22 protein-coding genes and 2 tRNA genes are annotated in these 18,109 nt (G+C 66.9%); 10 read left to right on the plus strand and 14 right to left on the minus strand.

Features of this window, described 5'->3' with window-relative positions; translation table 11 throughout:
- Positions 1-73 precede the first annotated feature (73 nt).
- Together IFT54_RS11405 and IFT54_RS20725 are read left to right on the plus strand one after the other, a co-directional pair.
- Positions 74-757, plus strand: coding sequence for a peptidylprolyl isomerase (locus tag IFT54_RS11405; protein WP_192070700.1), 684 nt, complete (start codon positions 74-76; stop codon positions 755-757).
- A gap of 140 nt (positions 758-897) precedes the next feature.
- Complete coding sequence (locus tag IFT54_RS20725; protein ID WP_192070701.1) at positions 898-2,112, plus strand: methyl-accepting chemotaxis protein; 1,215 nt, start codon at positions 898-900, stop codon at positions 2,110-2,112.
- Between the two features lie 88 nt (positions 2,113-2,200).
- Here the strand turns inward: IFT54_RS20725 and IFT54_RS11415 are convergent.
- Both IFT54_RS11415 and IFT54_RS11420 read right to left on the minus strand, forming a co-directional pair.
- A tRNA-Ala gene (locus tag IFT54_RS11415) sits at positions 2,201-2,276 on the minus strand.
- Between the two features lie 82 nt (positions 2,277-2,358).
- A complete protein-coding gene (locus tag IFT54_RS11420; RefSeq protein WP_031395784.1) occupies positions 2,359-2,685 on the minus strand; it encodes a TIGR02300 family protein in 327 nt (108 codons plus the stop codon).
- 98 nt (positions 2,686-2,783) lie between these two features.
- Between IFT54_RS11420 and aroA the strand changes: the two genes are divergently transcribed.
- On the plus strand, positions 2,784-4,130 hold the full coding sequence (gene aroA / locus IFT54_RS11425; protein WP_192070702.1) for a 3-phosphoshikimate 1-carboxyvinyltransferase: 1,347 nt from the start codon (positions 2,784-2,786) through the stop codon (positions 4,128-4,130).
- A gap of 1 nt (position 4,131) precedes the next feature.
- Positions 4,132-4,767, plus strand: a complete 636-nt coding sequence (gene cmk, locus IFT54_RS11430; protein ID WP_192070703.1) for a (d)CMP kinase — start codon at positions 4,132-4,134, stop codon at positions 4,765-4,767.
- A 244-nt stretch (positions 4,768-5,011) separates the two neighbouring features.
- On the opposite strand, the gene IFT54_RS11435 is transcribed toward cmk, so the two are convergent.
- Positions 5,012-5,269, minus strand: a complete 258-nt coding sequence (locus tag IFT54_RS11435) for a SemiSWEET family transporter (RefSeq protein WP_192070704.1) — start codon at positions 5,267-5,269, stop codon at positions 5,012-5,014.
- Positions 5,270-5,544: 275 nt separating this feature from the next.
- Here IFT54_RS11435 and rpsA point away from each other — a divergent pair, with 275 nt between their 5' ends.
- The 5 genes from rpsA to IFT54_RS11460 all read left to right on the plus strand — a co-directional run bounded on the left by rpsA (position 5,545) and on the right by IFT54_RS11460 (position 9,706).
- Positions 5,545-7,263, plus strand: coding sequence for a 30S ribosomal protein S1 (gene rpsA, locus IFT54_RS11440; RefSeq protein ID WP_031393081.1), 1,719 nt, complete (start codon positions 5,545-5,547; stop codon positions 7,261-7,263).
- A 128-nt stretch (positions 7,264-7,391) separates the two neighbouring features.
- On the plus strand, positions 7,392-7,673 hold the full coding sequence (locus IFT54_RS11445; RefSeq protein WP_031393082.1) for an integration host factor subunit beta: 282 nt from the start codon (positions 7,392-7,394) through the stop codon (positions 7,671-7,673).
- 64 nt (positions 7,674-7,737) lie between these two features.
- Positions 7,738-7,821, plus strand: a tRNA-Leu gene (locus IFT54_RS11450).
- Positions 7,822-7,970: 149 nt separating this feature from the next.
- Positions 7,971-9,275, plus strand: coding sequence for an ABC transporter substrate-binding protein (locus IFT54_RS11455; RefSeq protein WP_244648854.1), 1,305 nt, complete (start codon positions 7,971-7,973; stop codon positions 9,273-9,275).
- Positions 9,276-9,280: 5 nt separating this feature from the next.
- Positions 9,281-9,706, plus strand: coding sequence for a DUF4112 domain-containing protein (locus IFT54_RS11460; RefSeq protein ID WP_192070705.1), 426 nt, complete (start codon positions 9,281-9,283; stop codon positions 9,704-9,706).
- 7 nt (positions 9,707-9,713) lie between these two features.
- On the opposite strand, the gene IFT54_RS11465 is transcribed toward IFT54_RS11460, so the two are convergent.
- The 11 genes from IFT54_RS11465 to IFT54_RS11515 all read right to left on the minus strand — a co-directional run bounded on the left by IFT54_RS11465 (position 9,714) and on the right by IFT54_RS11515 (position 17,747).
- Positions 9,714-10,433, minus strand: a complete 720-nt coding sequence (locus IFT54_RS11465; RefSeq protein WP_192070814.1) for a ribonuclease T2 family protein — start codon at positions 10,431-10,433, stop codon at positions 9,714-9,716.
- Positions 10,434-10,438: 5 nt separating this feature from the next.
- Positions 10,439-10,861 (minus strand): hypothetical protein, encoded by a 423-nt coding sequence (locus IFT54_RS11470; protein WP_031395952.1) that lies wholly within the window; start codon positions 10,859-10,861, stop codon positions 10,439-10,441.
- Positions 10,862-10,927: 66 nt separating this feature from the next.
- Complete coding sequence (gene nadC / locus IFT54_RS11475; RefSeq protein ID WP_192070706.1) at positions 10,928-11,773, minus strand: carboxylating nicotinate-nucleotide diphosphorylase; 846 nt, start codon at positions 11,771-11,773, stop codon at positions 10,928-10,930.
- A complete protein-coding gene (nadA, locus tag IFT54_RS11480; RefSeq protein ID WP_037527429.1) occupies positions 11,770-12,774 on the minus strand; it encodes a quinolinate synthase NadA in 1,005 nt (334 codons plus the stop codon). The genes nadC and nadA overlap by 4 nt, the downstream gene beginning before the upstream one ends.
- Positions 12,775-12,788: 14 nt before the next feature.
- Positions 12,789-13,529, minus strand: a complete 741-nt coding sequence (locus tag IFT54_RS11485) for a DUF4230 domain-containing protein (protein ID WP_192070707.1) — start codon at positions 13,527-13,529, stop codon at positions 12,789-12,791.
- Positions 13,514-14,365, minus strand: a complete 852-nt coding sequence (locus IFT54_RS11490; protein ID WP_107931418.1) for an MBL fold metallo-hydrolase — start codon at positions 14,363-14,365, stop codon at positions 13,514-13,516. The genes IFT54_RS11485 and IFT54_RS11490 overlap by 16 nt, the downstream gene beginning before the upstream one ends.
- A 146-nt stretch (positions 14,366-14,511) precedes the next feature.
- A complete protein-coding gene (locus tag IFT54_RS11495) occupies positions 14,512-16,134 on the minus strand; it encodes a M56 family metallopeptidase (RefSeq protein WP_192070708.1) in 1,623 nt (540 codons plus the stop codon).
- Positions 16,131-16,499: a BlaI/MecI/CopY family transcriptional regulator gene (locus IFT54_RS11500; RefSeq protein ID WP_031441616.1), complete on the minus strand. Its 369-nt coding sequence runs from the start codon at positions 16,497-16,499 to the stop codon at positions 16,131-16,133. Before IFT54_RS11500 ends, IFT54_RS11495 begins: the two co-directional genes overlap by 4 nt.
- 352 nt (positions 16,500-16,851) lie before the next feature.
- The gene (gene grxD / locus IFT54_RS11505) at positions 16,852-17,178 is read right to left on the minus strand and encodes a Grx4 family monothiol glutaredoxin (RefSeq protein WP_031395260.1); all 327 of its coding nucleotides are present in this window, start codon (positions 17,176-17,178) and stop codon (positions 16,852-16,854) included.
- Between the two features lie 10 nt (positions 17,179-17,188).
- Positions 17,189-17,419 carry a BolA family protein gene (locus IFT54_RS11510; protein ID WP_031395261.1) on the minus strand — a complete coding sequence of 77 codons (231 nt, stop codon included), beginning with the start codon at positions 17,417-17,419 and terminating at the stop codon, positions 17,189-17,191.
- 4 nt (positions 17,420-17,423) lie between these two features.
- Positions 17,424-17,747, minus strand: a complete 324-nt coding sequence (locus IFT54_RS11515) for a DUF1476 domain-containing protein (protein WP_192070709.1) — start codon at positions 17,745-17,747, stop codon at positions 17,424-17,426.
- Between the two features lie 150 nt (positions 17,748-17,897).
- Here IFT54_RS11515 and IFT54_RS11520 point away from each other — a divergent pair, with 150 nt between their 5' ends.
- On the plus strand, positions 17,898-18,095 hold the full coding sequence (locus tag IFT54_RS11520) for a hypothetical protein (protein ID WP_107930146.1): 198 nt from the start codon (positions 17,898-17,900) through the stop codon (positions 18,093-18,095).
- Positions 18,096-18,109 lie beyond the last annotated feature (14 nt).

Below are 18,109 nucleotides of genomic sequence, written 5' to 3' on the forward strand. Positions count from 1 at the left end.
ACCTTTTCGACCAGCGACAAAATCGTCCCGTTTTAACCCGTCCGCGAATGGGACAGAATTCAGGAGTTTCGACATGCTGCGATACGCCGTCCTCGCCACCCTGATGGCAAGCGCCCCGCTCGCCGCACAGGGCGTGCCACCCGTGCCAGCCCCTGCCACCGCGCCTGCCACCGCGCCCGCAGATGCGTCGCCACCGGTGCCCGCTGCGACGCCGCGCCCCGCGACCATCGGCGTGACGCTGACCACCAGCCTCGGCCCCATCGTGCTCGAACTCGAGAAAGAGCGCGCCCCGATCACCACCGCGAATTTCCTGCGCTATGTCGATGCGCGAAAGCTTGACGGCACGACCTTCTATCGCGCGCTGCGGCTGGGGCCGGATACGGGGCTGATCCAGGGCGGGATCCAGGGCGATCCCAAGCGCGCCTTCCCGCCGATCGCGCACGAGCCGACCAGCAAGACCGGCGTGCTCCACACCGACGGCACGATTTCGCTCGCACGGCTGGCGCCGGGGACCGGGCGCGCCGACGTGTTCATCACCGTCGGCGCGATCCCCTTCCTCGACGCGCATCCCGAGAAGCCGGGCGACAATACGGGCTTTGCCGCGTTCGGGCACGTCGTCCAGGGCATGGACATCGTCCGCGGCATCCTTGCCGCGCCTACCTCGCCGACCAAGGGCGAAGGCGTGATGAAGGGCCAGATGATCGCCGCGCCGATCCGCATCCTGACCGCCCGGCGGACTCCGCCCGCGACACGGTAACGCCCGTCGTAAAGGGTAACGGATCGGGGTTAAGTAACGGATTTAAAACCATTTTTGGCTAGTCCGCGGTGATGCAGACGCGACATGCCGTAATCCCCCGCCCCTCGCCAGCGGTGGAAGCCGCGCCAGGCACCGGATTGATGCCCCCCGACGTCTTGCTGGCGATCGCGATGACCGCGGTCGCGGACGGCGTCGTGATCTTCGACGCGGCGGAGCGGATCGCGCTGGTCAATCCGCGCGTGGCGGCGCTGTTCCGCTTCGACCCGGACCGCGTCATGGTCGGCATGGACATGGCGAGCTATCTCGAAGTCGTCGGCACCGCCGTCGGCTGGTCCGCGGCACGAATCGCGACCGTGGTCGACAATCACCGTCGCTGGCAGTCCCGGCAGGAAGGCGTCGATATCGATCATCATTTCGACGACGGGACGATCCTGCATATCAACTTCGCCCCGCTGCCCGGGCACTGCGCGGTAATCACCTACCGCGACGTCACGGTCGAGCGACGGCTGACCGACGTCGTCGCGGCGCAAGCCGCGCAGGCGGAACGGTTCCGCAAGGAGATCGCGACCGTCGTCACCGAAACCGATGCCGCGGCGGCGGAAGGCCAAGCGATGGGCCGCGCGGGCGAAGCCGAACTCGAACTGATCGTCCGCGATTTGGGCGACGTCGTCGTCGCCGCGCAGCAATCCACCGCCGCGATGCAGGATGCCGCACAGACCTCGGCGATGATGGCGGGCATGATCGACACGGTCGTCGACCAGGTCCGCCACACCAGCAGCGCCGCCAGCGGTGCGATGGCGCATGCGCACGAGACGGTCGCCCTGTCGCAAGGGCTGTCGGACCGTGCCGGATCGATCGGCTCGATCCTCGACATCATCCGCGCGGTCGCCCGGCAGACCGGTCTGGTCGCGCTCAACGCCGCGATCGAGGCGGCGCGCAGCGGAGAGGCCGGGCGCGGCTTCGCGGTGGTCGCAGCCGAGGTGAAGACGCTTGCCACGCAGACGTCCGATGCGGTCGCGCGGATCGAGCCGCAGATCTCGGCGATGCAGATCGCGACGCGCGACGTCGTCGCGGCGAATCGCGCGATCGCGCACGACATCGCCGATATCCAGGCTCGCGCGGTCATCGTGACCGACACCGCACATAGTCAGAACGAGCGCATCCTCGCGATCACCGCCGCGATCGACGAAACCGCGCTCACCGCACGCGCGATGACCGACAGCGTCGAGCATCTGGAAATCCGCAACCAGCGCTTCATCAGCCTGGCCCGGCGGATCGGCCAGCAGCTCGAATCCGTAAACGCACTGACCCATGGTCTCAGCGTCGCTACCGAGACCTTTCAGGCGACCTATTGAGGCCTATGACGGCACAACGGCGTTACGACCCGCTGCGGGGTATCCATCACCAATATGGGACCGCGACCGCGTCGCGTATCAACGAGAATGGTGGAGCCGAGGGGGATCGAACCCCTGACCTTTCGCATGCCATGCGAACGCTCTCCCAGCTGAGCTACGGCCCCATTCCCGTTGGGAGGCGGCTCACTAACCGGAGCCGCCCGGGTTGGCAAGCGGCGTAAACGCCGCCTGCCAAATTTCTTTATCTCAACGCTCGTGCTCGTCCTGCGGCGTCTCGACGCCGAGGTCGTCGTCGCCGCCCAGATCGACTTCGTCGTCCGCGGACGGCTCTTCGTCCTCGCCGGTGATCGAGGCGATATCCTCTTCCTCGTCACCCTCGAGATCCGCGTCGGGCTTCTTGGTGTCGGGCTTGGCGACCTCGAACGGCAGCGGCTGCTTCGACTTCAGGATCGGCTCGGGCTCCCACGCATACCCGCATTCGATGCAAGTGACGGGGTCGGCCTTTTCGAGGTCGTAGAAACGCGTCGCGCATTTCGGACACGAACGCTTCGTGCCCCATTCCGGCTTGATCATGCCGATAGAACCTTTCGAATGGATAGATTGTGGGGGATGCCCCCGCAAAGTGGGCGCGCCTTGCCATAGCGCAAGGCCACTGTCAAAAGCCCGGCCCCATGACACACCCCCTCCCCCAACCGCTGGACGTCGTCGCGCGCGGTCCGTTGACCGGTTCGATCGCGGTCCCCGGCGACAAGTCGATCAGCCACCGCGCGCTGATGTTCGCGAGCCTCGCGGTCGGGACCAGCCGGATCACCGGCCTGCTGGAGGGCGAGGACGTGCTCGCCACCGCGGCGGCGATGCGCGCGATGGGCGCGACGATCGAGCGGCAGGACGACGGCATCTGGGTCGTCGACGGCGTCGGTGTCGGCGGGCTGCTCCAGCCCGAGACCGCGCTGGAGATGGGCAATTCGGGCACCTCGACGCGGCTGCTGATGGGGCTGGTGTCGAGCCACCCGATCACCTGCACCTTCACCGGTGACGCCTCGCTGTCGGGACGACCGATGGGCCGCGTGATTGAGCCGCTGTCGCAGATGGGCGCGGACATCACCGCGTCGCCCGGCGGCAAGCTGCCGCTGATGGTGCGCGGGATCTGCCCCGCGGTGCCGATCACCTACACGCTGCCGGTCGCGTCGGCGCAGGTGAAGTCGGCCATCTTGCTGGCGGGACTCAACACGCCCGGCATCACCACGGTCATCGAGCCAGTCGCGACGCGCGATCACAGCGAGCGGATGCTGACCGGGTTCGGCGCGAAGCTGATTGTCGAAGAGACCGAGGCGGGCCGCGTGATCTCGATCACCGGGGAAGCGGAACTCACACCGCAAGATATCGTCGTGCCGGGCGATCCGTCGTCCTCGGCCTTCTGGCTGGTCGCGGCGTCGATCGTGCCGGGGTCGGACATCGTCGTGCGCAATGTCGGGCTGAACCCGACGCGGGTCGGCATCGTCACCGCGTTGCGCATGATGGGAGCCGACATCACCGAGCTCGATCCGCGGACCGTCGGCGGCGAGCCCGTCGCCGACCTGCGCGTCCGCCATGCCGCGCTGACCTCGATCGAGGTGCCGGCCGATCTCGCGCCGAGCATGATCGACGAATATCCGGTGCTGTTCGTCGCCGCGGCGTTTGCGTCCGGCACGACCGTCGCCAGGGGCGCGCACGAGCTGCGGGTGAAGGAATCGGACCGCATCACGACGATGCGGATCGCGCTCGAGGCGTGCGGCGTGCTGTGCAAGGAATTCGAAGACGGCATGGCGATCACGGGTTCGGGCGGGGCGGCGATTCGCGGTGGCGCTCGGGTCGCCTCGAAACTCGATCATCGCATCGCAATGAGCATGGTGGTGGCTGGACTTGGCGCCCGCGAGCCGATCACGATCGACGACATATCGCCGGTGGCGACGAGCTATCCCGTGTTCTTCCGGTCGCTCGACGAATTAACGGGTCGGGCGACCGGCCAGGGGAATTAAGATGATCATCGCAGTCGACGGTCCGGCGGCATCGGGCAAGGGCACGATCGCGCGCGCCTTGGCAAAGCATTACGGCCTCCCCTATCTCGATACCGGCCTGCTCTACCGCGCGGTCACGCTGAACGTGGCGCGGATGGGGCTGGATCCCGAACAGGAAGCCGATGCGGTCGCCGCGTGCGATTTCGACGATGTGATGATGACCGACCCGGCGCTGCGCGACGACGATGTCGGGGCGATGGCCTCGATCGTGTCCGCACATCCGCTGGTCCGCGCGGCGCTGATGCAGCGGCAGAAGCGGTTTGCCGCGCAGGCGGGTGGCGCAATTCTCGACGGGCGCGATATCGGCACGGTGATCGCGCCGGATGCGGATGCCAAGCTGTTCGTGAAGGCGACCCCCAATATCCGCGCGCAGCGGCGCCATGCTGAATTGCAGGCACGTGGCGGGACGGCGAGCAAGGACCGCGTGCTGGCGGACATCCGGGCGCGGGATGCGCGCGACAGCGGGCGCTCGATCGCACCGCTGGTGATGGCGCCGGACGCGGCGCTGCTCGATACGAGCTTCCTGTCGATCGAAGCGTCGGTGCAGCGCGCGGTGGCGCTGGTTGAGGCGCAGCGGGCGAAGAAGGCGTCGGGTTAGGCCTTTGGCTTCCCGCGGACGGTAACACCACCCCGGCGGAGGCCGGGGCCCAGTTGGAAAGGTCGCAGTAACGAAGCGCTGCACTCAGTCAGCGATGCACCCCAACTGGGCCCCGGCCTTCGCCGGGGTGGCTTTTGGTTGGGCTAGGGTACCTTAAAACAACGCTGTTTCCCCGCGAAGGCGGGGACCCAGACTGGGCTCCCGCCTTTGCGGGAGAACAAGGACGCGCGGAAACGCCCCCCCCTTACAAAGCCGTCGCCAGCGTGATCGCCCCCAGCACCACCCCCGGGAAGTTCGCCACCGCGATCGGCCAGTCGCGCTTCGGCTTCAGCACGCCATACGCGACCCACAGCCCGCAATTGACCATCGTCGCGAACGGCTGGACCACCGATCTCTTCTGACCGGCCAGGTTCAGCATGATCTGGTCGATATAGGACAGGTACATCACGATCGCCGTCGCCGTGGCGATCCAGCCCAGCACGAGAATGCCGCGTTCGCTCAAATCTTCGCTCCTGTTGTGAGCCGCCCGTAACGCTGCAGCGGCGAACTTGCTCCGAGACGGGATTTCCGCTACACAGAAGCGTCCGGCGAGCGATGCTCGTGGAGGAAGGCGCGGAGACCTTTGAGTCTCACGCGCCGTTTTCGCATTCAGCGTCTACATCCTCTGCGCCTCGTGCCGTCCGGATGCCGTGCCGGCGTTCGGTCGTCGCGGCAACGAAGGCCAAGACCAGCGGATCCAACCGCTTGGCCGGAAACAGACTAGGATTACTGAATTCTATGGCAACCCAGGTAATGCCGTCGCGCGACGATTTCGCCGCGATGCTGAACGAGACGCTCGGCGACGCCGACAGCTTCGAGGGCCGCGTGGTGCATGGCACCGTGACTGGCATCGAGAACGACATGGCCGTCATCGACGTTGGTCTGAAGTCGGAAGGCCGCGTGCCGCTTCGCGAATTCGCAGCGCCGGGCCAGAAGGCTGACCTGAAGGTCGGCGACGAAGTCGAAGTCTATGTCGACCGCGTCGAGAACGTCCATGGCGAAGCGATGCTCAGCCGCGATCGTGCGCGCCGCGAAGCCGCATGGGACAAGCTGGAAACCGAATTCTCGAAGACGACCCGCGTCGAGGGCGTGATCTTCGGGCGCGTGAAGGGTGGCTTCACCGTCGACCTGAACGGCGCCGTCGCGTTCCTGCCGGGCTCGCAGGTCGACATCCGCCCCGTGCGCGACGTCACCCCGCTGATGGATATCCCCCAGCCCTTCCAGATACTGAAGATGGACCGCAAGCGCGGCAACATCGTCGTGTCGCGTCGCGCGGTTCTCGAAGAGACGCGTGCAGAGCAGCGTTCGGGCTTGATCCTCAGCCTCGCTGAGGGCCAGATCATTGACGGCGTCGTCAAGAACATCACCGATTACGGTGCGTTCGTTGACCTCGGCGGCATCGATGGCCTGCTGCACGTCACCGATCTCAGCTACAAGCGCGTCGGTCACCCGAGCGAAGTCCTGAACATCGGCGACACCGTCAAGGTGCAGATCATCCGCATCAACAAGGACACCCAGCGCATCAGCCTCGGCATGAAGCAACTGGAGAGCGATCCCTGGGATGGCGCGATGGTCAAGTATCCGGTCGGCGCAAAGCTCACCGGCCGCGTCACGAACATCACCGAATATGGTGCGTTCGTCGAGCTGGAAGCGGGCATCGAAGGCCTTGTCCACGTGTCGGAAATGTCCTGGACCAAGAAGAACGTCCATCCGGGCAAGATCGTGTCGACCTCGCAGGAAGTCGACGTCATGGTCCTCGAAGTCGATTCCGAGAAGCGTCGCATCTCGCTCGGCCTCAAGCAGGCTCAGGCCAATCCTTGGGAGGCCTTCGCTGCCGCGCATCCGATCGGCTCGACCGTTGAGGGCGAAGTCAAGAACGCGACCGAATTCGGTCTGTTCATCGGCCTCGACAACGACGTCGACGGCATGGTCCACATGTCCGACATCGCCTGGGGCGTTTCGGGCGAGGACGCGCTCAACCTGCATCGCAAGGGTGAGACCGTCGAGGCCGTCGTGCTCGACATCGACGCAGAGAAGGAGCGTATCTCGCTTGGCATGAAGCAGCTCGAGCGCGGCGGGCCTTCGGCCGGCGGCATCGCAGCAGCAGGCGACAAGCTGAACAAGAACGCGATCGTCACGGTCACCGTCCTCGAAGTCCGCGACGCGGGCCTCGAAGTTCAGCAGGGCGACGATGGCGCGACCGGCTTCATCAAGCGCACGGATCTGGGTCGCGATCGCGACGAGCAGCGTCCGGAGCGTTTCCAGGTCGGCCAGAAGTTCGACGCGATGGTGACGGGCTTCGATCGTTCGAAGAAGCCGACCTTCTCGATCAAGGCTATGCAGATCTCCGAAGAGAAGCAGGCTGTCGCTCAGTATGGTTCGTCGGACTCCGGCGCGACCCTCGGCAACATCCTGGGCGAGGCTCTCAAGGCCCGCACGGAAGCCGAAAAGAAGTAAGCGAATTGGGACCGGGATGCTCGATGCATTTCGGTCCCTTTTGCTTTTGGCTTGAAACTCATTTGGTGCTATCGCCCCAATTACTGACCTAAATCAGTATTATCACATATGGGCGGGGGCTCGTTACCATGATCAGATCTGAGCTTGTTCAAAAATTGACCGATGCGCATCCGGACCTGGAGCCGCGCGAGGTCGAATTGATCGTCTCGTGTTTCTTCGACGAGATATCGAAGCGGCTGGCCGCCGACGGCCGGGTCGAACTGCGCGGCTTCGGCGCATTTTCCACGCGCGCGCGCGATGCGCGGACCGGGCGCAATCCCCGGACCGGCGAAGTCGTCGCCGTCGACGCCAAGCGCGTCCCCTATTTCAAGCCCGGCAAGGAAATGCGCTCGCGTCTTAACGTCGATTGAGCGGCACCTGCGGGTCCAACATGGGTTGACCCTGCGCTCGACCTCGTCTTTCTGACTTCAGTGTGCGGACGTGGCGAAACCGGTAGACGCAGGAGACTTAAAATCTCCCTCCCCTGGAGTGCGGGTTCGAGTCCCGCCGTCCGCACCATCACGCTTGCCTGTGCCGCCGCGCTGCTCTTCGCACCGGCGGCCTGCAACCGGCGCCGCGACTCGGGCGCGGTCGTCGTCAGCGCGATCGGTGGTGTGCCTGCTGCCGCGGATGCCCGCCGGGGCCCGATCGACCTCCCCTCGCGCCTGTTGATCGATTCGACGGCGCAGGGGCTGGTCCGGTTCGATGCTGCCGGCCAGATCGAGCCTGGCCTCGCCGAACGCTGGATCGTCATCGATGATGGCATGAGCTATATCTTCCGCCTGCGCGAAGCCACGTGGAGCGACGGTAGCCGCATCACCGCGGACCAGATCGTCACGATGCTCAAACGCCAGATCGTGCCGGCATCGCGCAATCCGCTCGCCCGCTTTCTCAGCGCGGTCGACGAGATCGTCGTGATGACGCCGCAGGTGATCGAGGTCCGGTTGTCGCGGCCGCGTCCCGACCTGCTCAAGCTGTTCGCTCAGCCCGAACTCGCGCTGCTGCGTCTGCGCCCGCCCGGCGGCAGCGGCCCGTTCCGCATTGCCCAGCCCGGCGCCGCGCCGTTGCTGCGCCCGGTCTATGATCTCAACCGCGCCGACCCCGAAGACCAGCTCGAGATGCAGCCAGAGCGTGATGTCCGTCTGATCGGCGAGCGCGCCGCGCGGGCGATCGCACGGTTTGCGCATCGCGACTCGGACCTGGTCAGCGGCGGCAGCTTCGCCGACTGGCCGCTTCTCGCGACGGCTGATATCGCCCCCGCCGCGATCCGGGTCGACCCCGCAGTCGGGTTGTTCGGGCTCGCGATCGTTTCGCGGACGGGCTTCCTTGCCGAGGCGGCGAACCGTGCGGCGATTTCGCAGGCGATCGATCGCACCGCGCTGACCGCCGCGATCGCCCCCAATTGGGAGGCCGCGGACCGCATCCTCGCCGAACCGCTCGACTCCGCCGGGCTTCCGCAGGTGCCCTCATGGACGCTGCTGAACCAGGACGAGCGCCGCGCGGGCGCCCGGTTACGAGTCGCGACGTGGCGCGAGCAGGCGCAGAGCGGGCCGATCGCGATGCGGATCGCGATGCCCGCGGGATCGGGCGCGACCATCCTCTACGCGCATGTCGCCGCCGCCCTGCTCCGGATCGGTATCCTGCCCGAGCGCGTCGCGATCGACGCCCCCGCCGATCTGCGGCTGATCGACCTGGTGGCGCCCTATGACAGCGCGCGCTGGTATCTGGCGAACGCCTGCATCGTCTGCAGCGCCCCCGCGCAGGCGGCACTCGACGCCGCGCGTGCGGCACCGACGCTCGCCGAACGCAGCCAAAGAATTGCGGCGGCCGATGCCGCGCTGAACGAGGACGTGCCCTTCATTCCGCTCGCACGGCCGCTCCGCTGGTCGCTGGTCGCGACGCGGCTGCAACAATGGCAGCCGAACAGCCGCGCGTGGCACCCGTTGAACAGGCTTCGCCCCGACACCAAGTGAGTCGCATGACCAACAATGCCACTCGCATCGATCCCGCCACGCTGGCCAGCAGCCTCGCGATCGGTCAGGACCCGGCCTCGGTCCGCGCCCGGGTCGAGGCGCTGGAGCGCATTCTGGAACGCGCGTTCATGGTCCCCGGGATCAACCGCCCGATCGGGCTCGATGCGATCGTCGGTCTGATCCCCGTCGTCGGCGACCTGATCGGTGCGCTGATGGGGAGCTGGCTCGTCTGGGAGGCGCGCAATCTCGGCATGTCGAAGTTCCAGCTTGCCCGGATGATGGGCAATGTCGGGTTCGACGCAGCGCTCGGGCTGGTGCCGTTCGTCGGCGACGCCGCGGATTTCATGTTCCGATCGAACACGCGCAACCTGCGGATCATCAAGCGTCACCTCGACAAGCACCACCCCTCGACCGTCACGCTGGCCGGCTGAGTGCCGGTTAGCCCTCGCCGCGCCAGATCCTGATCGGCGTGCCCTGCGTGACCCCGCCTGCATGCGCGGGGCAGCGCTTGTAGCGGAAGGCGGTGTCGAGACAGATCCAGAGCTCGTCGAGCCAGCCCTGCTTGGTCGTCGTGACCCGCATCATGGCCGCGTTAAGGCCGGGATTGGCCTTCGCCATCGCCGTGGCGAACTGCCCGGCGGTCACCGGGCTTCGCGACAGGGTGTCCATGTCGGGATAGCGCAGCTTGGCGTAAAGGCTGCTCGACTGGCGGAAATAGCGTGCGGGCTGATAGCCCGGCATGCAGGTCCCGTGCTTGGCCCATTCATGCTGGATCAGCTGCGCCGACGGCGTCGAGCAGAGCTGGCGCTTGATCACTGCCTGTGGGACGATCGCGGTTGCGCGACAATATTGCGGCCAGGTCTTGCCCGCGCCGTCGGGCCACAGGCCGTGGAGCGTGAAGCCGAACCGGTTGCCCGCCCCGCACTGGAACCGCGCGCTCGGCTGGTCGCCCTTCTCGCGGCAATATTGCGGGGCCCAGGTGATGGCGAGCGTATAGCTAGCGATCGGCAGGATCCGCGCGGGTTCGCGCGCGGACGGCAGGTCGGGGCGGACGCGGTCGGTGCCGCCGATGGGCACCGAACAGCTATAGGCCTGCGCCGCGGCAATGCCCGGCGCCGACAGCCCGGCGACGATGATCATGCCCGCGAGCCGGTTCATCCGTGTCATGCCTCGATCTCCTCCTCGGCATCGTCGTCGATGCCGCGGTCCGCGACCTCGTCGAACCAGGCGCGCGCGCGCGGCCGGAACAGCAGGACGATCGGCAGGATCGTCAGCACGAGCTGCGCGATCGTCAGCATCCCGATCAGCCCCGTCGCGAGCACCCCCGTCGCGACCTGCAGCATCACCCCAGCCGCGCCGAGCACCGTCAGCGCGACGAGCAGCCACAGGGCAACCCGGCTACCCCTGCGCGTCGTCAGGATCAGCAGCAGCAGCGACAGTCCGACACCGAACGCCGTTACCCCTGCCGCCAGTGCGAAGCCGCCCTGCGCAACCGCGGCATCCCAGGTCAGCACGCTGACCGCGATCAGCAGACCGATCGAGGCGAGATACAGCCATTCGGCCAATACAACGGATTTGGGACGCATTTTCACCCTGTTCACTTCGCGATCATGTCGTGGCGGCACGATACCGCGTCTCTGCCCGCGCGCCAGTTAAAGCGTCGCGAAATCGAGCCCGATATCGGCGGCGGGCGCGGACTGGGTCAGCCGTCCGACCGAGACATAGGTGACCCCGCTCTCGGCGATCGCGCGGATCGTGTCGAGCGACACGCCGCCCGATGCTTCGGTTGGCACGCGGCCATCGACCAGCGCGACCGCGCCGCGGAGAATGTCGGGCGGCATGTTGTCGAGCAGCAGGTGCGTCGCCCCCGCCGCCAGCGCGGGCTCGATCTGGTCGACCCGGTCGACCTCGACGATGATCTGCGCGATGCCCGCATCCCTCGCCCGGCGCACCGCCTCGCCGACGTCGCCGGCGACCGCGACATGATTGTCCTTGATCATCGCCGCATCCCACAGCCCCATGCGGTGGTTCTGCGCACCGCCCATGCGGGTCGCGTATTTTTCGAGCACGCGCAGCCCGGGGATCGTCTTGCGCGTGTCGAGCAGGATGGCGCCGGTGCCCTGCATCCGATCGACATAGGCCCGCGTCATCGTCGCCACACCCGACAGGTGCTGGACCGTATTCAGCGCGGACCGCTCGGCGGTCAGCATCGCACGCGCGCGGCCCTCGATCCGCATCAGTTCGGTACCCGCAGCGACCGTCTGACCGTCCTCCACGAGATGCTCGATCCGAACCTCGGGATCGAGCGCACGGAAGAACGCATCGGCCAGGGCGAGACCGGCGACGGTGATCGCGTCGCGGCTGTCCATCACCCCGGCAAAGCGCGCCTCGGCGGGGATCACCGCCGCAGAGGTGATGTCGCCGATCGTGCCCAGATCCTCGGCCAGCGTCGCAGCGACGAACCTATCGATGTCGAAGCCCGCCAGCGCTGCGCTCACGAACGCGTCCCGCTCGTCTGCGCCGGGCCGAGATCGCCCATGCCCACGGTGCCCGAGGCCATCGCCAGCATCGCATCGAGGCTCTTCTTCGCCTGGAGCCGCAGCCCCTCCTCGATCTCGATCCGCGGCGACAGGTCGCGCAGCGCGACGTACAGCTTCTCCATCGTGTTGAGCGCCATGTACGGGCAGATATTGCAGTTACAGTTACCGTCCGCGCCGGGCGCACCGATGAAGCGCTTGTTCGGCAGCGCCTTTTCCATCTGGTGGATGATGTGCGGCTCGGTCGCGACGATCAGCGTGTCGCCGGGCATCGCGATCGCATAGTCGAGGATGCCGCGTGTCGACCCGATATAATCGGCATGGTCGAGGATGATCGGCGGGCATTCGGGATGCGCGACGATCGGCGCGCCCGGATTGGCGGCCTTGAGCTTGAGCAGTTCGCTTTCGCTGAACGCCTCGTGGACGATGCATACGCCCGGCCACAACAGCATCTCGCGCCCGGTCTTGCGCACCAGATAGCCGCCGAGATTGCGGTCCGGCCCGAAGATGATCTTCTGGTCGGCGGGCAGCTGCGACAGGATCTTCTCGGCCGACGAGGACGTCACGATGATGTCGGACAGCGCCTTCACCTCGGTCGAGCAGTTGATGTACGTCAGCGCGATGTGATCGGGATGCTTCGCACGGAACGCGGCGAACTGTTCGGGGGGACAGCTGTCCTCGAGGCTGCAGCCGGCATCCATGTCGGGCAGGACGACGATCTTGTCGGGCGACAGGATCTTGGCGGTCTCCGCCATGAACCGCACGCCGCAGAACGCGATGACATCCGCCTCGGTCGCCGCCGCCTTGCGCGACAGGTCGAGGCTGTCGCCGACGAAATCGGCAATGTCCTGCAATTCGGGCTTCTGGTAATAATGCGCGAGGATGATCGCGTTCTTCTCCTTGCGGAGCCGCTCGATCTCGCCGCGAATGTCGATGCCCGCAAAATTCTGGTGGAGTTCCATTGTCGTATCCCGGTTTAGTTGCGGTTCCCTAGCACGTCCTGCAGCGAACGCGACGTATCCCATCGCTCGGTCGACGCCTGCGCCTCGTCCGCGAAGCGCACGCTGACGGTCGCATCCACCCCCGCCGCGCGCAGCGGCATCGCGAAGCTACGCTCGACCGCCCGCCGCGTCGCGTCGCGCGCCAGCCGGATCATCGCGGGCTCGCGCGCCTGGCGAACCAACTCGATCTGGCCCGCGCGCCGGTTGGCGGTGTCGAGCCGCTTCTCCGCATCGGTCAGCGTCGCTAGCACACCGCCCGAACCATATTCGCGCAGCGCGTTGAGGTCGATCTGCGGCCCTTCCACCTCCACCGGCGGCAATCGCACCGCGAGCGTCCGCGTCGCGGCATCCCAGGCGACGTCGCGCTGCGACAGCTTGCCGAGGTCGACCTCATAGCGGACCATCCCCGGCATGATCAGCGTCTTCTCGGTGGTGAAGCCCAGTTGCGACTGGCGCGACGTCACCACCGCGACAAACCTAGCGGCAAAGGTGGACAGCCGATTCTGTTCGCGCAGCCCCTCCAGGCTGGCGCTCGCGATCGTCGTCGGGTCGGGGGTCAGGCGGCTCTGCACGTACCGCTGCACGCCCCACAGGGCGATCAGCGCGGCCAGCGCGAGCAGCACCAACACCCCCGCCGCCTTGGCCAGGAACGACCCGACCCCGCCACGCCGCGCACCGTCCGTGCCGCGGCTGTCCTCGTTCACGCCATCCGCCATGCACCATCCCCTTCCGTCTCGCCGACCAGCCCGCGACCGCGCAGGTCGTACAGATGCGCCAGCACCGATCCCTCGGCGCCCGGCACCAGCCGCGGATCGAGCCCGACATACATGCGCTCGACCAGCGCTGCGACACCCCGCGGCGCCTCGCGCAGCAGACGGAGGATCTGCCCCTCGCGCTGCTTGCGGTGGCCGAGCATCCCGCGCACCAGCCGCTGCGGCCGCTCGATCGCCTCGCCATGCCCCGGATAATAGACCCGGTCGTCGCGACCCAGCAGCCGCTCGAGGCTCGCCATATAGTCGGTCATGTCGCCATCGGGCGGCACGACCACGCTGGTCGACCAGCCCATGACGTGATCGCCCGAGAACAGCGCCCCGCTCTCGCGCAGGGCGAAGGCAAGATGGTTCGACGTATGCCCCGGCGTCGCGATCGCCTCGAGCGTCCAGCCCGCCGCGCCGACCGTCTCACCGTCCGCCAGCACGCGATCGGGTGCATAGAGCGCGTCGAACGAACTATTGGCCGCGACACCGGGCGCGAACGCGGCGGCGCCGACGATCGGCGCGCCGGTCGCGGCCTGCAACGGGCGCGTCGCCGGACTATGGTCGCGGTGATGATGCGTGACGACGATCGCGGCGACGGGGCGGCCATCGATCACGCGCAGCAAGGCATCGAGATGCGCGGGATCGTCGGGCCCGGGATCGATCACCGCCAGCGCGGTCGTCCCGACGATATACGTCTGCGTGCCAGTGAAGGTATAGGGCGACGCGTTCGGCGCGAGCACGCGGACGACGAGCGGCTCGAGCTGGATCGGGATGCCGGTCGGATGCTCAGCCATGCCCCCGAAATGGCGGCTGGCGGCGCGCATGGCAAGACCCGAACCCGAGACCCCGCCGCCCGACCCTGTAATACCACTCCGATCCCGTCATTCGGACGAAAGTCAGGATCCAGGGCCGCAGGCACCGCCCTACCCCGGAACCCGGCTCAATCGCGCTTGGCCATGTCCGCCTGGACCTCGGCCAGACCCTCGTCGATGCCGGCAAGCGCCTCGCGGCGTTGCGCGGCGGTCATGTCGGCGTTCTTCTCGATCGACGCCCGCGCGATTTTCAGACTGGCGAGTGCGGAGGCGTAGGCGCTCGCCTCGATCTCACGGCTGTTGATTGCGGCGGTCGCGGCGTCGGCGGCGGCCTGTTCGATGCGATTGGTGCAGATGACCATCTTGCGCACGCCGCCTTCGGTCCGGTCGATCACATAGTGCTTGCCCGGCCCGTCCTTGCCATCGACGCAGGTGCGTTCGGTCACCTCGGGTACCATCCCCGACGCGACGATCGTGCTGCCCGGCTTCGCACGGATGACCCGCGTGCTGACGGTCTTGCCGTCGCGCGTGACGATCGTCGTGACCTGACGCGCGTCGGCGGGGCGTGCGGTAAGCGGCGCAGCGGGCGCTACGGGTGCGACCGGGGTCAAGACTGGCATGGATGGCAGAGGTGGCAGAGGTGGCAGGGGCGCCGCCGGGGCGACCGGCGCCACGCGTTCCTCGACACCGGCACGGATCGCCGTGGCGGCCTTGGTGCCCGAAGCGGTCAGTGCCAGCCCCGTCGCGACCAGCAGGCCGACCGAGGCCGCCCCCGTCGCGATCCGGCCGCGTGAAATCCGAGAAGTCGTCAACATGCGCAATCTCCCTTTCAGATCGGTGATGGTGTGGAGGTGACACGCGGCCGACACCGCGCCGCCATGCGCCGCCTTGACGATCGCGCAGGCATAGATGTGGCGGTCGACCGCGGACCGGCCGGCGAGCACCCGTGCGTCGTTGGCAAGCTCCTGGTCCGCGCGGAACCGGCGAAACGCATGCCAGGCGACCGGGTTGAACCAGTGAAGCGCGAGCACGACCAGCGCCACCCAGTTGGCGAACAGGTCGCCACGCTGGTGATGGCCAATCTCGTGCGCGAGCGCCAATTCGCACTCGTCCGCATCGTAGCGATCCGCGAAATCCCGCGGAAACGCGACGTAGCGGCGGACGAGACCGAAGGCGAGCGGACCCGGCGCCGCCGCGGTGGCGATCACGCGCACCCCGTCGCGATCGTCGAGCCGGTCCGCGCTGTCGAGCATCCGCCGGCAGAACCGTCGATGCTGAAGCAGATGCCAGACGAGCAGCCCGAGCGCCCCGACCGTCCATGCGGCCCCCAGCGCGCTACCGAGCCCGCCGCCGAACAGTCCCGCAACAACAGCGCCGAACGACGGCTCGACCACGTCCGCCGGCGCGGCAGCCGTCGTGGCACCCTTAGCGGCGGCCGTTGCAGCGGGCGCGATCATGTAGACGCTGATCGTCTCGCCAGCGCGCGTAATGGGCGTCGCCGCCGCGTGCCACGTCTCGGGCATCGACGGCAGCACGAGCCGCAACACGGGCAGCGCCCAGAGCGCATAGGCGACCTGCGCCCCGAAGGCGCGGCGCACCGGCGCGCGGACCAGCAGCACGACGAGCATCAGCAGCGTCGATGCGATCAGCGCGTCGCTCGCCCAGCCCGCAAGTGCGGCCGTATCGATCGACCGGAGGGCGGCGGCGGGGCCGTCTCCGATCCCCCCGGAAAGGATTGGCCCCGCGCTCATGCCTTGAGATCCTTCAGCAACGCCTCGATCTCGGCAATGTCCTGCGCGGTCAGTTCGTCGCGTTCGGCGAGATGCGCGACCAGCGGCGTCAGCCTGCCGCCGAACAGCCGGTCCATCAGCCGCCGCGATTCGCCCGCGACATAATCACCACGCGCGACGGTCGGACGATAGAGATAGCGCCGGCCATCCTCCTCATGCGTGATCGCCGATTTCGCTATCAGCCGCCCAAGCAACGTCTTGACCGTGTTAGCACTCCAGCCGCGTGCGGGATCGACGCGTTCGGCGACATCCTGCGCGCTCAGCGGGGATTCGTCCCACAGCACTTCCATGACGCTATGCTCGGCATCACTGATCCGTTCGGCCACGACTCACTCCTAACTGACTACGCTTGTAATCAGCTCGTTTACGGTCGTAGTCAACGTCAGTTTCTTACGGTCTCGCGATCGACGCCGATGACCGTTTGTGTCGGGCTTCTTTACGATCAGCGGCCGCCGCTGCGGCCGATTAACCACCGAGACCGGCGAAAGTCCGCAACTCGGGCGAACTGGCACGTCGCCTGCACCGTCTCATGCGTTACCGAGCGTTCAGCGCTTATGCAGGGTGGACCGGTCGCTGTCATTCAGGTCTCGCACCGGTCCACCCTCACCCGGCACCCTGCAAAGCCCCGACCGCGCGGCCGCCAGATACCCCCGCGCGATCCAGAGCCTCGTCAAATACTCAGCCTGCCGCCTTCTGCGCGTCCAGGACCTGCTTCAGTTCGCCGCTCTCGTACATCTCCATCATGATGTCCGATCCGCCGAGGAATTCGCCATCGACATAAAGCTGCGGGATGGTTGGCCAGTCCGAATAGGCCTTGATGCCCTGGCGGATGCCCTGGTCCTGCAGCACGTCGACGCTCTCGAACTCGACCTCGAGATGGTTGAGGATCGCGATCGCGCGGCTCGAAAACCCGCATTGCGGGAACAGCGGGCTGCCCTTCATGAAGAGTACCACGGGGTTGGCCTTCACCAGCGCATCAATGCGCGCGTGCGTGTCGTCAGTCATGTCGTCGTCCTTATGCAATCACGGTGGTCAGTTGCAGCGCATGAAGGACGCCGCCCATGCGGCCCCCCAGCGCGTCGTAAACGCTCTTGTGCTGCTTCACCCGGCTGAGCCCGGCAAAACTCGCGCTGGTCACGCGCGCAGCATAATGATCGCCGTCCCCGGCCAGGTCGGTGATCTCGACCTCGGCATCAGGAATGGCGTCGCGAATCATCGTGCGGATATCGTCGGCGGTCATCGGCATTGGATTACTGGGCCTCCATCAATTGGCGACGCGCCTCGATCATCTGCGTCGCCAGCGCACGGCGCACCGTTGCCTCGTCATGGTCAAGACCCGCGGCAGTCATGTCGCCGACCAGCTTGCGGACGACATCGTCGTCGCCCCCGCCTTCGAGATCGGCGTGAACCAAGGCCGTCGCATAGGCGTCACCCTCCTCGCGGGTCAGCCGCATCTCGGCCGCGGCCCATTGCCCCACCAACCGATTGCGCCGCGCCGTGACACGGAATGCGAGTTCATCGTCGCGGGCAAATTTTGCCTCGAAAGATCGCTCGCGATCGTCAAAAGTCGTCATGGCGCACGTGTTCCCTCCGGCGTGTCGAGCTTAGCAGATAGGTAGCGGTCCGCGGCTCCGCAATAATTTGGTGCGGCTCTGGAACAATGCCGGCACATCCATCATCTATAAGACAGTCACGTGACACAGGGCACGGGCATGGAGAGTAGAATGACTGGCCACCATCCAAGGAGCATTTCGCCGCCGTCCGACACCGCCGTATCGCGGCACCCCGCAACGCCGCCGATCGGTGCCGGTGGTCATGGTCGCGGTAGCTTCCCTTCGATCGCGCATGGCATGGCGCTCGGTGCGGCCGCATCCGCGATCCTGTGGATGGCGATCGTCATGACGATCTCGCGCCTGCTCTGAACCGGCACGGCGCG

Origin of the sequence: Sphingomonas sp. CFBP 13714 (genome assembly GCF_014842205.1) — a bacterium.
Lineage (GTDB): Bacteria > Pseudomonadota > Alphaproteobacteria > Sphingomonadales > Sphingomonadaceae > Sphingomonas > Sphingomonas aerolata.

Coding starts and splice junctions, on each gene's coding strand:
- IFT54_RS11510 (WP_031395261.1), bottom strand. CDS start 17,419: ATGCCGATGACCGCCGACGATATCCGCACGATGATTCGCGACGCCATT.
- rpsA (WP_031393081.1), top strand. CDS start 5,545: ATGGCAACCCAGGTAATGCCGTCGCGCGACGATTTCGCCGCGATGCTG.
- grxD (WP_031395260.1), bottom strand. CDS start 17,178: ATGACTGACGACACGCACGCGCGCATTGATGCGCTGGTGAAGGCCAAC.
- IFT54_RS11520 (WP_107930146.1), top strand. CDS start 17,898: ATGACTGGCCACCATCCAAGGAGCATTTCGCCGCCGTCCGACACCGCC.
- cmk (WP_192070703.1), top strand. CDS start 4,132: ATGATCATCGCAGTCGACGGTCCGGCGGCATCGGGCAAGGGCACGATC.
- IFT54_RS11485 (WP_192070707.1), bottom strand. CDS start 13,529: ATGGCGGATGGCGTGAACGAGGACAGCCGCGGCACGGACGGTGCGCGG.
- nadA (WP_037527429.1), bottom strand. CDS start 12,774: ATGGAACTCCACCAGAATTTTGCGGGCATCGACATTCGCGGCGAGATC.
- IFT54_RS20725 (WP_192070701.1), top strand. CDS start 898: ATGCCCCCCGACGTCTTGCTGGCGATCGCGATGACCGCGGTCGCGGAC.
- IFT54_RS11470 (WP_031395952.1), bottom strand. CDS start 10,861: ATGCGTCCCAAATCCGTTGTATTGGCCGAATGGCTGTATCTCGCCTCG.
- IFT54_RS11405 (WP_192070700.1), top strand. CDS start 74: ATGCTGCGATACGCCGTCCTCGCCACCCTGATGGCAAGCGCCCCGCTC.
- IFT54_RS11465 (WP_192070814.1), bottom strand. CDS start 10,433: ATGAACCGGCTCGCGGGCATGATCATCGTCGCCGGGCTGTCGGCGCCG.
- IFT54_RS11460 (WP_192070705.1), top strand. CDS start 9,281: ATGACCAACAATGCCACTCGCATCGATCCCGCCACGCTGGCCAGCAGC.
- IFT54_RS11420 (WP_031395784.1), bottom strand. CDS start 2,685: ATGATCAAGCCGGAATGGGGCACGAAGCGTTCGTGTCCGAAATGCGCG.
- IFT54_RS11515 (WP_192070709.1), bottom strand. CDS start 17,747: ATGACGACTTTTGACGATCGCGAGCGATCTTTCGAGGCAAAATTTGCC.
- IFT54_RS11445 (WP_031393082.1), top strand. CDS start 7,392: ATGATCAGATCTGAGCTTGTTCAAAAATTGACCGATGCGCATCCGGAC.
- IFT54_RS11490 (WP_107931418.1), bottom strand. CDS start 14,365: ATGGCTGAGCATCCGACCGGCATCCCGATCCAGCTCGAGCCGCTCGTC.
- aroA (WP_192070702.1), top strand. CDS start 2,784: ATGACACACCCCCTCCCCCAACCGCTGGACGTCGTCGCGCGCGGTCCG.
- IFT54_RS11495 (WP_192070708.1), bottom strand. CDS start 16,134: ATGAGCGCGGGGCCAATCCTTTCCGGGGGGATCGGAGACGGCCCCGCC.